Origin of the sequence: Peribacillus sp. NPDC096448 (assembly GCF_044762675.1) — a bacterium.
GTDB lineage: Bacteria > Bacillota > Bacilli > Bacillales > DSM-1321 > Peribacillus > Peribacillus frigoritolerans_B.
Genome location: NZ_JBIWEU010000039.1, coordinates 1 through 13080 on the forward strand (window position 1 = coordinate 1; position 13080 = coordinate 13080).

Here is a 13080-nt window from a genome sequence, read left to right on the forward strand (position 1 = left end):
GAAGAAATGTTTGACTTGCTCATTCGCTTTTTTGATAGTGTGTGCTCACTTAAAATTTAACGTTGGCGCTTTGTTTTGTTCAGTTTTCAAAGAGCGATTTTTTTCGTCCTTACTTCGTAAGCGACTTTATTATCTTATCATTTACCGAACCTAATGTCAACAATTATTTTCATAATGTTTTTCGGTTGAGCAATGTGTGATGTCGTTATTGGCGACTCCTAATATATTATCAGGTTGATGAGTTATCGTCAATGGTTTAATTAGTTTTTTTGAAAAAACTATAACATGATAAAAACCCCAAGGAGATATCCATGAGGTTTTCATAAGAATGACTTCGACGTAATATCCTTTAAATGATCCAATAACCAATGGCCGCCAAAGCGGCAACCCCCGGTATCCCAAGCAGGCCGGCGACTGCCGAGGTAACAGGGTTGATGGGTACATGAATGCCCGCTTGATTCCCAAGTGTATTCAAAAAGAACAAAAATGCTGCACCGATAATGACCTTTATAATGCCCTGCCCTATGAACCGGACAGGTCTTAATGGCGCCCCGATAATGAGGAGCATTAAAATCAGGCCGCCAACTACGGCAACAAAGACAACTGGTTCCAAACTCATTCCTCCCCGCAAGCTTGTACTACACTTATATGAAGGGATCGTTGGATTAAGAACCGAAAAAAAATGGCCATGAGGAATACACAATCCTTCACGGCCATTTCCTTATCATCTTTTTAAGCGGACATTCCTTCTTTTAACTTCCCTGAATAAGTAGAAATATTTCACTTCCGCCAGTCTCGTTTGGGCGATTACTTCCTCAGATGGGTCAACGCTTTTTTCAAGTAATGATTTTTGATTATGCCAATTCCATTTCAAATGTTCAAGCTCTTCAATTAATGAATCATTGAATTCATTCCGAAGTCTCTTTTTTTTACGAAAGAACAAGTGAAGTCCTCCCAGCTATCTTATATTTCTCTTCTTCCTTCTATTGCTTTTGATAGCGTCACTTCATCCGCATACTCCAAATCTCCGCCAACAGGAAGTCCGTGGGCAATCCGGGTCACTTTGATGCCTGATGGTCTAAGCAACCGCGAAATATACATGGCTGTCGCTTCACCTTCAATGTTAGGATTAGTAGCCAAAATTACCTCCTGCACTGTTTCATCTTGCAGGCGCTTTAATAAATCGGGAATATTTATATCTTCCGGACCGATTCCGTCCATCGGGGAAATACTGCCATGCAGTACATGGTATAAACCATCGAACTCTCTCATCTTTTCCATAGCTATTACATCTTTCGGGTCCTGAACCACACAAATCAAACTTCTGTCCCTCTTTTGATCTTCGCAAATATAACAGGGATCTTGATCTGTAATATGACCACAGACTGAGCAATACATAAGATTCCGCTTAGCATTAACAAGTGCTTTTGCAAAATCCAAAACAGTATCTTCCTTCATGCTTAGTACATGAAAGGCTAATCGAGCAGCCGTTTTAGGACCAATCCCCGGCAATTTCATAAAACTGTCAATAAGCTTGGAAATTGGTTCTGGATAATGCATCGAATTCCTCCTAAAAATTTCAAAAGAAACCCCCTGAAAGGAAGTTTCTTTTGAACTTGCTTAAAACATACCCGGAAGGTTCATTCCCTTAGTGAATTGTCCCATCGTTTGGTTTGTCAGTTCTTCCGCCTTTTTCAAAGCATCGTTAGTGGCAGCCAACACTAAATCCTGAAGCATATCGATATCATCCGGATCGACAACTTCCGGTTTGATGACTACATCGACTATTTCTTTATGTCCAGTCACGATGACCGTTACCATTCCGCCGCCGGCAGTCCCTTCAACCCTTTTTTCACCTAATTCTTCTTGTGCCTCTGCCATCTTCTTTTGCATTTTTTGCATTTGTTTCATCATGTTCTGCATATTACCGCCGCGCATACCCATTTTCCATACCTCCAATTATTCTTTAATTTCAAGTAAATCATCGCCGACTAATTTTCTAGCCTCTGCTATAAAGGGGTCTTCTTCTTTTGATTCCGTTTCTTCTGGACCGTCGAACTGCTGTGTTGAGATGAAATCCTCCCGCAACCCTTGCCACTGGCTTTCCGGAACTCCAGCTATCTCCATTCGGTGTCCGGTCAATTGCTGCATGATCGAGGCTATCACTTCCACGAAACGGTTATTTTCCATTGCCATTTGACAATGAATATCATATTTGAATTTTACCACAAAAGCTTCAGTTGACGCAGCAACAGGTTCTGCCTCCGTTAATAAAGCTGCCAATGACTTTTGGTTTTGCAGACCTAACTGTTCAAGCACTTCCCCCCACTTACTTTTCACAGTATTAAGATCTGGCTTTGTAGCTTGTTTCAAAACTTGATTGATCTTTCCTGCAGGTGCTTTATATGACTTTTTAACGGCCCTTTGCGCCTTAGCCTGCTCTGCAGGTTTTTCTGTCATGGTTGCCGGAATGCCGTTTTTCTGCATTTCGAGTAATTTCTTCTCTAAATCTTCTATTTTCTGCTGCAGCTGTTGAAGCTGCCCGTTATCAATTTGATTTGACTTTTGCTCATTACATAACTTCACAAGTGCCACTTCAAGGAAAATCCTTGGATGATTTGTCCATTTCATATCCTGCTGTGTTTGATTGAAGCTTTCAATAATGGAGTAAATCGATTCAGCAGAGATTACTTCTGCCAATTCCTTGAATTGGGGATCTATCAAAACACGCTCGAAGGATTCTGCCAGTGCCGGTGCCGTTTGAAACAAGAGCATGTCACGGAAATAATAAATCATGTCTTCTATGAACCTAGCCGGGTCTTTTCCCATGGCCAGCAATTCTTCAAGGACTTCAAGTGCCACCGCTACTTCTTTATCATATATAGCTTTTGCCAGCCGGCTTAAAAACGCCTGCGAAACAGATCCGGTGACAGTCAATGCATCCTCCACTGAAACCGTCTCCGAACTGAAGGATATCGCTTGATCAAGGAGGCTTAGTGCATCCCGCATCCCGCCTTCGGCTGCCCTCGCAATGATATGCAGGGCTTGTTCATCACATGAAACACCTGTTTCTGCAATGATTTGTGACATCCTGCCAACTATATCTTGAGGCTGGATCCGTTTAAAATCAAACCTTTGGCAACGGGAAATGATCGTTAGTGGAATCTTATGAGGTTCAGTCGTCGCCAATATGAAAATCACGTGCTTCGGAGGTTCTTCCAATGTCTTTAAAAGCGCATTGAAAGCTCCTTGTGAAAGCATATGCACTTCATCAATGATATAAACTTTATATGTAACCGCGTTAGGTGCATATTTGACCTTATCACGAATGTCACGGATTTCCTCGACACCATTATTGGATGCTGCATCAATTTCTATAACATCTGATATGGAGCCATCGGTGATTCCGCGGCAGGTAGCACATTCGTTACACGGCTCACTTGTCGGGGCATGCTCACAATTCACTGCTTTCGCTAGAATTTTGGCAGCACTTGTTTTCCCTGTTCCACGTGGACCGGAAAATAAATAGGCATGTGAAACCTTCTGCCCGACCAAAGCATTCTGCAACGTTTTCGTTACATGTTCCTGCCCGACTACATCAATGAATTGTTGTGGCCGCCATACCCGGTATAATGCTTGATACCCCACGGAAATCCCTCCTTCTTTTCTCCATCTTGTTTATTATACATTACTGATTTCCTTAATATCAAAGGCTAAAAAGAAATTTCATCACTGCCTCATTTTTTTCAAAAATACCAAGCGCTTTACCTTCTTGGCATAAAAAAAAACCCACCCGATACGAATGAGTTTTTGTTTATGTAAAATAACTGCCGTGCACCTTCTGTCGATTAGCAACCATAAGCGTTACTTAAGCAGTTAGCTCGACCCAGGCAACCCTGCGGCACATGAGAACTTCCACTTAATGCTGCTTCCTTCCGGACCTGACATGGTTCATGGAGTCCCATTGCGCAGGACCCGGGCGTCAACACCACTTACTTAAGGCAGGCCCTACAGAATGCTAACCTCGAGAAGGGATTCAACCTCGCTAGAGCGGATTGCGAGTACAGGGCACCGCTACCTCCCCGTCTAGCACGGCAAAAGTAATACCAATTTCAAAGCGTCATGTCGACGCATAATTCATTATACTAAGGTAACAAAAAAAACGCAAGTGTTGTTCATGGACAGTTTGATTCCAAATTTATCAAATGATGCAAAGCCTCATCTTTAACATTCGTTTTTCACCTATTTATATTCTTCGGCACTCTTAAGTGCTTGTTCTCTTTTTAAAGTTTTCTTTCTATCCCTAAGCTCTTTAAAAAAAGAAGTCAATATCCAGCCGCACTCTTCCCGTAATATACCGCTTGTAACATCACATTGATGGTTAAAGCGTTCATCTCGAAGTAAATCCATGAATGTGCCTGCACAGCCAGCCTTTGGATCATGCGCTCCAAAAACAACCCTTTTTACCCTTGATTGCAAGATGGCACCAGCACACATCGGACAAGGTTCCAGCGTTACATATAAAGTCGCATCTTCAAGACGCCAACTGCCAGTAGCACGGCAAGCCTCATTGATTGCAAGCAGTTCCGCATGTGCCGTCGCATTTTGTTCCGTTTCCCTCAGGTTATGCCCCGTCGAAATTACTTGATCATCTATTACGATCAAAGCGCCAATCGGCACTTCATTCAACATCTGCGCCTTTTTTGCTTCCTTTAAGGCTAAATTCATGTAATAAACATCATCCTTCATAAAAAAAACCCCCTCATATTAAGTAGGAGTAAACAGACAAATATAAGACAAAAATAAAGGTCATACTACTTGTTCTAATGAATAATAACGCATGCGGCATATGTGCTGCAAGTAAATTCTCACAATACAGGAGGATATACCATGAATCGACCTGAATCGCCTTCTTTTGCATTGCTTATCATTGATATGATCAATGATTTTAATTTCAAATACGGGAATATGCTTCTTGAACATACGAAACTTATCGTCGAACCGATTTTAAAATTAAAAAGGCAAATGAAAGAAAAAGGTTTTCCAATCATTTATATCAACGATCATTATGATTTATGGCAGGCTGACTTCGATAAACTTATTGATAGATGTAAAAATGAAGGAAATGCCTCAATCATCGAAAGAATAAAACCTCAACAGGACGATTTCTTTCTCATCAAGCCGAAGCACTCCGCTTTTTATGGGACGGCACTCAATACACTACTTAAACGATTAAACGTGGATACCCTGATCATTACAGGCATAGCTGGCAACATCTGCGTCCTATTCACGGCCAATGATGCCTATATGCGGGAATATAAATTATGGATTCCGAAGGATTGCATCGCTTCTGCATCAAAGGAAGATAATCATTACGCATTAAAAATGATGAACCATGTTCTCAAGGCATCCATAAAACAAGGTGAAGATATTTAATCAATCAATTGAAAAAGTCACTAACCTACATCCCTCCCCAATAACCACTCTTTCATTCTCTTTCTTTATCAACCTGACAAAAATGTCACTAAAGTCCCAAGTCTGTGATACAATATCTCTTGGCGAAAATCCTAATGAACGGGAATTTCAGCTTGATACCTCATGAAGGAGGACAGATTGGATGAAATCCACCCCATTTATCACTGTCGAAGGTCCAATCGGCGTGGGAAAAACATCACTTGCAAAAGTTATCGCAGATCATTTTCAAATTTCACTATTAAGGGAAATTGTCGATGAAAATCCATTTCTCGGGAAATTCTATAAAGATATTGATGAGTGGAGCTTTCAAACAGAAATGTTTTTTCTGTGTAACCGTTATAAACAATTGGAAGATATCGAAAAAAAGTATCTTACTAATGACCAAGCCGTGGTGGCTGATTATCATATATTCAAGAACTTGATATTTGCTGAACGTACGTTAAAGAACGAACAATACAATAAATACCTTGAGATATTCAATATTTTAACAAGGGATATGCCTAAACCTAATATGGTGATTTATTTAAACGCAAGTCTTGATACCCTTCTCTCCCGAATCGGTAAAAGAGGTCGTGAATTCGAAGAAAATATATCCTCCATTTATTTGGATCAGTTATCCGCGGATTATCGAACGTTCATGGAAACATTTGAGAAACAGCACCCTGACATCCCTGTTCTTACATTCAACGGAGATGAGCTGGATTTTGTCGGGAACAAGGATGATTTGAAAACGATAATCAGCCAAATAGAGAATGCCCTGCACAAAGGAGTAAAGTCAAATGAACTTACGAAAGAAATATAATATTCCAAACAACGCCGTCATTACGATAGCAGGGACGGTTGGCGTAGGAAAATCGACCATGACCAATGCATTAGCCGATGCCCTTCAATTCAGGACATCATTTGAGAAGGTTGATACGAACCCCTACCTGGATAAGTTTTACGATGATTTTAATCGTTGGAGTTTCCACCTGCAAATCTATTTCCTCGCTGAACGTTTTAAAGAGCAAAAAAAAATCTTCGAATATGGCGGCGGTTTTATCCAAGACCGTTCCATTTATGAAGACACCGGGATATTTGCAAAAATGCATTATGAAAAAGGCACGATGAATGATGTGGACTACGAAACTTATACAAGCCTTTTCAACGCCATGGTAATGACACCATACTTCCCGCACCCTGATTTACTTATCTATCTCGAAGGTTCGCTGGATGATATCCTTAACCGGATCCAAGAGCGCGGCCGTCCAATGGAACAGCATACCCCAATTGAATATTGGCAGGAAATGCACGGCCGTTACGAAGAATGGATTGATCAATTCAACGCCTGCCCTGTCCTTCGATTAAATATAAACGAATATGACCTTATGCAGGATGAAGCAAGCATCGAACCCCTTATAAAACGGATTGCCGAATATATGGAGCAAACCAAGTTGCTGCGAAATGTGTAAAACAGAAAAACCACCGGTTATCCGGTGGTTTTTTTAATATATTAGAAAACAAAAATTCCGTTACATGTGTGTAACGGAATTCATCGATATCCAATTTATGCGCTGTGGTTATTAATAAGTTATGGAGGAGGTAGAGGGATTCGAACCCCCGCGGGATTTGACTCCCCTGTCGGTTTTCAAGACCGATCCCTTCAGCCGGACTTGGGTATACCTCCGTATCAACATTTATTATATTACATGTAATTAAAATCAAAGTCAAGCCCTCTATAAAGTTTTTTTAAAATAATTTTCAAACTTTGATAAAAAGGGGAATCAGCCTCTTTAATCAGAAGCTGATTTCTTTTGACTTACGGCTTAATGACTTCCGCACCGCGCATATATGGACGTAATACTTCAGGAATGATAACACTGCCATCTTCCTGCTGGTAATTTTCCAAAAGGGCAGCGACTGTACGGCCGATTGCCAAACCTGATCCATTTAGTGTATGGACGTGTTCCGGTTTGCCTTTTGCATCACGTCTGAAGCGAATATTGGCCCGTCTAGCCTGGAATGCTTCAAAGTTACTGCAAGAAGAAATTTCGCGGTACGTTCCATAACTCGGGATCCAAACCTCGATATCATACTTTTTAGCAGCAGTGAAACCAAGATCTCCCGTACACATGCTTAGCACTCGGTATGGAAGGCCTAGCAATTGAAGGACCTTTTCGGCATGACCTGTAAGGTTTTCCAACTCTGCATAAGAATCTTCCGGCTTTACGAACTTCACTAGTTCAACTTTATTGAACTGGTGCTGACGAATCAATCCGCGGGTATCACGACCAGCAGATCCTGCCTCTGAACGGAATGAAGCGCTGTATGCCGCATAACTTATCGGCAGATCGTCCGCGCTCATGATTTCATCACGATGGAAGTTTGTCACCGGGACTTCAGCTGTAGGAATCAAGAAGTAATCATCACTTTCAATACGGAAAGCATCCTCTTCGAATTTAGGCAATTGACCTGTCCCAGTCATGCTTGCACGGTTCACCATATATGGTGGCAGCATTTCTTCATATCCGTGTTCCTCAACATGAAGGTCTAACATAAAGCTAATTAATGCACGCTCTAATCGAGCACCAAGCCCCCTATAAAATACAAAGCGGCTTCCGGTCACTTTTGCTGCCCGTTCAAAATCCAGGATGCCTAGATCTCCAGCTACATCCCAGTGTGGTTTCGGTTCAAACTTGAATTCCGGTAACTCCCCCCATTTACGGATTTCGACATTATCGTCTTCCGTCTCACCAACTGGCACACTTTCATGCGGAATATTCGGAATGGAAAGAAGTAATGATTCTAACCGGGCTTCCACTTCACGAAGCTCATCATCGAGACCTTTTATACGGTCACCAACTTCACGCATTTCAGCAATCAACTGATCTGCATCTTTTTTCTCCCGTTTCAATGCGGCCACTTGCTGTGAAACTTCATTTCTTTGGCTTTTCAACTTTTCCGTATCAGCAATCAAAGTCCGGCGCTTTACATCCAGTTCCTCAAATTTACCTAAATCGGTTAAATCTTCACCCCTAAATTGCAATACACGCTTCACTTCTTCAAAATTATTTCTTACATATTTCAAATCCAACATTTTCAGTTCCTCCTTAATATTTTGATGATTTATCAAAGAACGCAAAAAACTCCCGTCCCCTGAAGAAGGGACGAGAGTTAACCCGCGTTGCCACCCTAGTTGAAGGCCTATGAAAAACGCCCACCACTTATCACGATAACGGCTTTTAACCGAAAGTATTTACTGACCCAAAGGGCTTTCCATACTCTGCTCCAGGAGGGATTCACAAAACTCTAACACCGATTTCCACCAGCCATCGGCTCTCTATAGAAAGAAATACTTGTTACTATTTCCTGTCATTGCTTTCTTATATAATCAGATTGTTTTCCATAATGTACTATAATTTTGTACATTACGCAACCGTTTTATACGCGAAACTTAAAACCAGCCTTTAACAGTCGAAGCTACACTGCTCCATACGTCACCAAAGAATCCGCCAACCGCCCGCATGGATAATACGAACCAGTTTGCCTTTTCAACAGATTCAGCAGCCACGACGTTAACCTTAACTGGATCGCCGTTGATGTACCCGTAATCTTCTCCTTTTTTAGGAGTGACTGTGATGTAACCGAGCTTTTCACCTTTTTTGATTGGTGCAGTCAGCTTACCATCATCATTCAATTTGTTTTTATCGATCACTAAATCTGTTTTAAAGTTATCTTTCCCACCATTTTCAACAAGTAGCTCGATTGCCTTTTCAGATTGAATCTTGACTTCTTTTTCCTTGCCTTTCACTACTGACAGTGTTTCTTTTCCTTTCACCTGGTAGTTGGCTGGAAGGACTTTTTCCTTTTTAAAGGTTGCATAAGCATAGTTCATAAGCTTAGTGCTATCTGCAAAACGTTCGTTTTTATTAGTGGACTTCATGACCACCGTGATATAACGCTGACCGTCCTGGATAACCGTCCCTGTATGGCCATAACCGGCAAAGTCTGTAGATCCCGTTTTTAGTCCATCTACGCCTTTATATTCAAAAATCAGGCCAGGCAGCATCCAGTTGAAGTTCGGATATTCTTTTCCATCACGGAACTTCAATTTAGAAATGCTGGCGATTTTTAAAACTTCCGGATAATCATTTATTAAACGATAAGCAAGTAGTGCAGTATCTTTTGCTGTCATGATATTTTCATCATCTTCATCACCTGAAGGATACTGCCCTAATAAATCGGTGTTATTCAAACCGCTGGCGTTAACGAATTTATGGTTTTTCAAGCCTAATTCCTTTGCTTTTTCGTTCATTAACTTAACAAAGCTCTTTTCACTTCCAGAAACTAGTTGTGCTAAAGCTACTGTAGCCGCATTTCCGGAATAGACGGCCATGGCTTGATATAGTTCCTTAACTGTATAATCTTCACCTTCTGTTAACCCAACATTCGACAAATTGGGTGCTTTTGAAAGGTCATGTACGTATTTATTTATTTTTACTTTTTGATCCCAACTGATTTTCCCATTTTCAATTGACTCCATTATGATGTACTCGGTCATCATTTTAGACATGGATGCAATCCCTAATACTTTATCGGCATTTTTTTCATACACGATTTGTCCTGTTTCACCATCGATTATGATGGCTGCCTCTGCTTTTAAACCTAAATTATCAGATTCAGCAACAGCTTCCCCCGGTTGATAGGCAAATTGCGACATAACAAGAACAAAAACAAAAGTGAAAATGAGGGTCATCTTGCTGATTTTTTTCAATTTCCAATACCTCCAACTTTTAAGCTAATCTCTATAACAAAGAAGAAACTTTATGTAATTCCCTTGACACCTTGTCTAGTTTATCACAGAAAAAATAAAAAAAATAGACAGAGTAATCGCAGACTCTGTCTATTTTAATAATAAATTTTAATGACGATTATATGTTAAATTCATTACATTGAATAGTTCGGTGCTTCTTTTGTAATTTGGACATCATGAGGATGGCTCTCCCTTAATCCGGCACCTGTCATTTTGACAAATTGAGAGTTTTCTCTCAACTCTTCCAATGTGGCTGTACCGCAATATCCCATACCTGAACGAATGCCGCCTATCAGTTGGAAAATGGTATCCGAAAGAGGTCCTTTGTATGGAAGGCGCCCTTCGATGCCTTCCGGTACGAATTTCTTGTTATCTTCCTGGAAGTAACGATCTTTAGATCCTTTTTCCATTGCAGCAACAGAGCCCATACCCCGATACACTTTAAAACGGCGGCCTTGGAAAATTTCCGTTTCGCCTGGGCTTTCAGTTACACCTGCAAGCATACTTCCAAGCATTACTGCATGTCCGCCTGCAGCCAGGGCTTTAACGATATCACCAGAGTATTTAATTCCGCCATCAGCGATAATCGTTTTACCATGTTTTCTAGCTTCTGTCGCACAATCGAAGACAGCCGTGATTTGTGGAACACCTACACCAGCCACAACCCTTGTCGTACAGATTGACCCTGGTCCGATTCCCACTTTCACTACATCAGCTCCCGCTTCAATCAATGCTTTCGTCCCTTCAGCTGTTGCCACATTACCGGCAATGATCGTCAATTCAGGATATGTCCCGCGAATTTCCTTCACCATTTCAAGGACACCTTCTGAATGACCGTGAGCAGTATCAAGTACAATTGCATCGACATGGGACTTAACAAGCATTTCTACACGTTTCATTGTATCCTTAGTCACTCCGACTGCGGCACCTGCAAGCAATCTCCCTTGCTTATCTTTCGCCGAATTCGGGAACTCAATGACTTTCTCGATATCCTTGATCGTAATAAGTCCTTTAAGAACTCCATTATCGTCTACAAGAGGAAGCTTTTCAATTTTGTACTTTTGAAGAATCTTCTCTGCTTGTTCCAAGTTAGTTCCTACTGGCGCTGTGACCAGATTCTCTACTGTCATGACACTGGAAATCTTCAAGGAAAAATCGGAAATAAATCGCAAATCACGATTTGTAATGATACCCACAAGTTTTTGATCCTCAATATTGTTGACTACAGGAACACCCGAAATGCGATATTTACCCATTAAATGCTCTGCATCGAATACCTGGTGATCTGGCGTCAAGAAAAATGGATCGGTAATTACACCGCTTTCTGAACGTTTTACTTTATCCACCAGTTCAGCTTGTGCTTCAATGGACATATTTTTATGAATGATACCTAATCCACCTTGACGAGCCATGGCAATCGCCATCTCAGCTTCTGTCACGGTATCCATTCCTGCACTGATGATAGGAAGGTTGAGCTTTAAGTTTTCAGCTAAGCTGACTTGAAGGTTAACATCTTTCGGCAAAACCTCTGATTTCGCTGGAATTAATAGGACATCATCAAAGGTTAAACCTTCTTTTGCAAATTTATTTTCCCACATTATTTTCCCCTCCTGCTTAAAAATATTATTTGTAGGTTATCAATAGGACATACTACTGTCAAGAAGAGAAATAAATGTTTGATTATTCTATTAATTCGGAGGATAGCTGCAATGCCTGAAAACAATGATAATTTCGATAAATATACACCTTTTTTTTCCGCATCTTCCTCACAACTTTTTTTACAAAAATGTTACGCACAAGAAAAAATAGCAGAAGCGGACATCAAAAGTTATGATAATTGTTATCCATTTATTTACCATCTTGAACATGCTAAAACTTATTATAATCAGGCAGCCATTGCACCACTTTCCATTCAACCAATCCTGACATTTTACGGATTCGCCCAATTATTAAAGGCTTGTCTGCTCACAATTGATCCTAACTATCCGGAATCAACTTCGATGCTTGCCCATGGGGTAACTACGAGAAAAAAGAAAAAGCAACAATATGAATTTTTAAAGGATGAAGTGAAAACGCAAAAGAATGGACTTTTCACCTGCATAGCCGAGAAATTATTTCATATCAAGCATCTGGAAGGTGAAAAATTCTCCATGGGTACACTTATGAAGGAAATCCCAGATATGCAAAACTTTACATGGTCCGTTTCCAAGAAAAATTTCGTCGCCCTGTTACCCTCTTCGAATGGTTTTCAATTACCCTCAACCATATTGGATAGCTATCAAATGTCCAGCAGTCGATTGGAAGAATTTTTGAAAGCTAAAACGAATCAAATTTACAGTATTTCAGAAGCTCCTGGAACACTGCATTTAAAAACAGATGGTGTTCCTATTCATAATGCCGCTTCTCCAATACGGTATAATTTGGAAGAAGGACAGTTCATGCTATCTCTAAATAAGGATTCGTCAGCTTTTTCATTACCTGAACTTTTGATCCATTATTTGATTTCTTATAACCTTAGCATAATAGCTCGTTATGAAACAGAATGGTGGGCAGAGCTGATGAAAACCATGCCTAATGACGATTACCCTTGCATTGTACAATTCCTTAAAATAAGCCAAGCTAAGGTGCCATTTTTAATATTTGAATGGATTAAGTCGGAAAGGTTCCATTTCTGACCCTTCCTACAACCTATTGGTGAATTGATCTATCCTGAAACGACAAAAAAAGACCAGCCGGATGGCTGATCTTTTTAAATGGCTTGGCGGCGTCCTACTCTCACAGGGGGAAACCCCCAACTACCATCGGCGCTGAAG

General features: G+C 40.7%; 13 protein-coding genes, 1 tRNA gene, 1 other RNA gene and 1 other annotated feature. Of the genes, 4 read left to right on the plus strand and 11 right to left on the minus strand.

The window, feature by feature from the left end; genetic code table 11:
* Positions 1–349 precede the first annotated feature (349 nt).
* The 7 genes from ACIQ0C_RS26535 to tadA all read right to left on the minus strand — a co-directional run bounded on the left by ACIQ0C_RS26535 (position 350) and on the right by tadA (position 4749).
* The gene (locus tag ACIQ0C_RS26535) at positions 350–619 is read right to left on the minus strand and encodes a pro-sigmaK processing inhibitor BofA family protein (protein ID WP_370694145.1); all 270 of its coding nucleotides are present in this window, start codon (positions 617–619) and stop codon (positions 350–352) included.
* A gap of 105 nt (positions 620–724) precedes the next feature.
* A complete protein-coding gene (locus ACIQ0C_RS26540) occupies positions 725–943 on the minus strand; it encodes a YaaL family protein (protein WP_403065700.1) in 219 nt (72 codons plus the stop codon).
* A 20-nt stretch (positions 944–963) separates the two neighbouring features.
* A complete protein-coding gene (gene recR, locus ACIQ0C_RS26545) occupies positions 964–1560 on the minus strand; it encodes a recombination mediator RecR (protein ID WP_403065704.1) in 597 nt (198 codons plus the stop codon).
* Positions 1561–1620: 60 nt separating this feature from the next.
* The gene (locus tag ACIQ0C_RS26550) at positions 1621–1938 is read right to left on the minus strand and encodes a YbaB/EbfC family nucleoid-associated protein (protein ID WP_034316375.1); all 318 of its coding nucleotides are present in this window, start codon (positions 1936–1938) and stop codon (positions 1621–1623) included.
* 21 nt (positions 1939–1959) lie between these two features.
* Positions 1960–3648, minus strand: coding sequence for a DNA polymerase III subunit gamma/tau (gene dnaX / locus ACIQ0C_RS26555; protein ID WP_403065706.1), 1689 nt, complete (start codon positions 3646–3648; stop codon positions 1960–1962).
* Between the two features lie 182 nt (positions 3649–3830).
* Positions 3831–4095, minus strand: an RNA gene (ffs, locus tag ACIQ0C_RS26560) — signal recognition particle sRNA large type.
* 147 nt (positions 4096–4242) lie between these two features.
* The gene (gene tadA, locus ACIQ0C_RS26565; protein ID WP_403065709.1) at positions 4243–4749 is read right to left on the minus strand and encodes a tRNA adenosine(34) deaminase TadA; all 507 of its coding nucleotides are present in this window, start codon (positions 4747–4749) and stop codon (positions 4243–4245) included.
* 141 nt (positions 4750–4890) lie between these two features.
* Between tadA and ACIQ0C_RS26570 the strand changes: the two genes are divergently transcribed.
* From ACIQ0C_RS26570 to ACIQ0C_RS26580, 3 genes are all read left to right on the plus strand, one after another.
* Complete coding sequence (locus ACIQ0C_RS26570; RefSeq protein WP_403065712.1) at positions 4891–5436, plus strand: cysteine hydrolase family protein; 546 nt, start codon at positions 4891–4893, stop codon at positions 5434–5436.
* Between the two features lie 181 nt (positions 5437–5617).
* Positions 5618–6277 carry a deoxynucleoside kinase gene (locus ACIQ0C_RS26575; protein ID WP_403065715.1) on the plus strand — a complete coding sequence of 220 codons (660 nt, stop codon included), beginning with the start codon at positions 5618–5620 and terminating at the stop codon, positions 6275–6277.
* The gene (locus ACIQ0C_RS26580) at positions 6255–6926 is read left to right on the plus strand and encodes a deoxynucleoside kinase (protein WP_034316271.1); all 672 of its coding nucleotides are present in this window, start codon (positions 6255–6257) and stop codon (positions 6924–6926) included. Before ACIQ0C_RS26575 ends, ACIQ0C_RS26580 begins: the two co-directional genes overlap by 23 nt.
* A gap of 122 nt (positions 6927–7048) precedes the next feature.
* On the opposite strand, the gene ACIQ0C_RS26585 is transcribed toward ACIQ0C_RS26580, so the two are convergent.
* The 4 genes from ACIQ0C_RS26585 to guaB all read right to left on the minus strand — a co-directional run bounded on the left by ACIQ0C_RS26585 (position 7049) and on the right by guaB (position 11865).
* A tRNA-Ser gene (locus ACIQ0C_RS26585) sits at positions 7049–7141 on the minus strand.
* Positions 7142–7273: 132 nt separating this feature from the next.
* Entirely contained in the window at positions 7274–8551 is a 1278-nt protein-coding gene (gene serS / locus ACIQ0C_RS26590) for a serine--tRNA ligase (protein ID WP_402844310.1), read from the minus strand.
* Between the two features lie 63 nt (positions 8552–8614).
* Positions 8615–8839 (minus strand) — a binding site (T-box leader).
* Between the two features lie 69 nt (positions 8840–8908).
* Positions 8909–10228: a D-alanyl-D-alanine carboxypeptidase family protein gene (locus ACIQ0C_RS26595; protein WP_403065718.1), complete on the minus strand. Its 1320-nt coding sequence runs from the start codon at positions 10226–10228 to the stop codon at positions 8909–8911.
* A gap of 173 nt (positions 10229–10401) precedes the next feature.
* Positions 10402–11865 (minus strand): IMP dehydrogenase, encoded by a 1464-nt coding sequence (guaB, locus tag ACIQ0C_RS26600; RefSeq protein ID WP_402844304.1) that lies wholly within the window; start codon positions 11863–11865, stop codon positions 10402–10404.
* 111 nt (positions 11866–11976) lie between these two features.
* On the opposite strand from guaB, the gene ACIQ0C_RS26605 reads away from it, so the two are divergent.
* The gene (locus ACIQ0C_RS26605; RefSeq protein WP_402844301.1) at positions 11977–12942 is read left to right on the plus strand and encodes a YaaC family protein; all 966 of its coding nucleotides are present in this window, start codon (positions 11977–11979) and stop codon (positions 12940–12942) included.
* The last annotated feature ends 138 nt before the right edge of the window (positions 12943–13080 follow it).

Coding starts and splice junctions, on each gene's coding strand:
- ACIQ0C_RS26575 (WP_403065715.1), top strand. CDS start 5,618: ATGAAATCCACCCCATTTATCACTGTCGAAGGTCCAATCGGCGTGGGA.
- ACIQ0C_RS26580 (WP_034316271.1), top strand. CDS start 6,255: ATGAACTTACGAAAGAAATATAATATTCCAAACAACGCCGTCATTACG.
- ACIQ0C_RS26570 (WP_403065712.1), top strand. CDS start 4,891: ATGAATCGACCTGAATCGCCTTCTTTTGCATTGCTTATCATTGATATG.
- ACIQ0C_RS26605 (WP_402844301.1), top strand. CDS start 11,977: ATGCCTGAAAACAATGATAATTTCGATAAATATACACCTTTTTTTTCC.
- ACIQ0C_RS26550 (WP_034316375.1), bottom strand. CDS start 1,938: ATGCGCGGCGGTAATATGCAGAACATGATGAAACAAATGCAAAAAATG.
- recR (WP_403065704.1), bottom strand. CDS start 1,560: ATGCATTATCCAGAACCAATTTCCAAGCTTATTGACAGTTTTATGAAA.
- tadA (WP_403065709.1), bottom strand. CDS start 4,749: ATGAAGGATGATGTTTATTACATGAATTTAGCCTTAAAGGAAGCAAAA.
- ACIQ0C_RS26535 (WP_370694145.1), bottom strand. CDS start 619: ATGAGTTTGGAACCAGTTGTCTTTGTTGCCGTAGTTGGCGGCCTGATT.
- guaB (WP_402844304.1), bottom strand. CDS start 11,865: ATGTGGGAAAATAAATTTGCAAAAGAAGGTTTAACCTTTGATGATGTC.
- serS (WP_402844310.1), bottom strand. CDS start 8,551: ATGTTGGATTTGAAATATGTAAGAAATAATTTTGAAGAAGTGAAGCGT.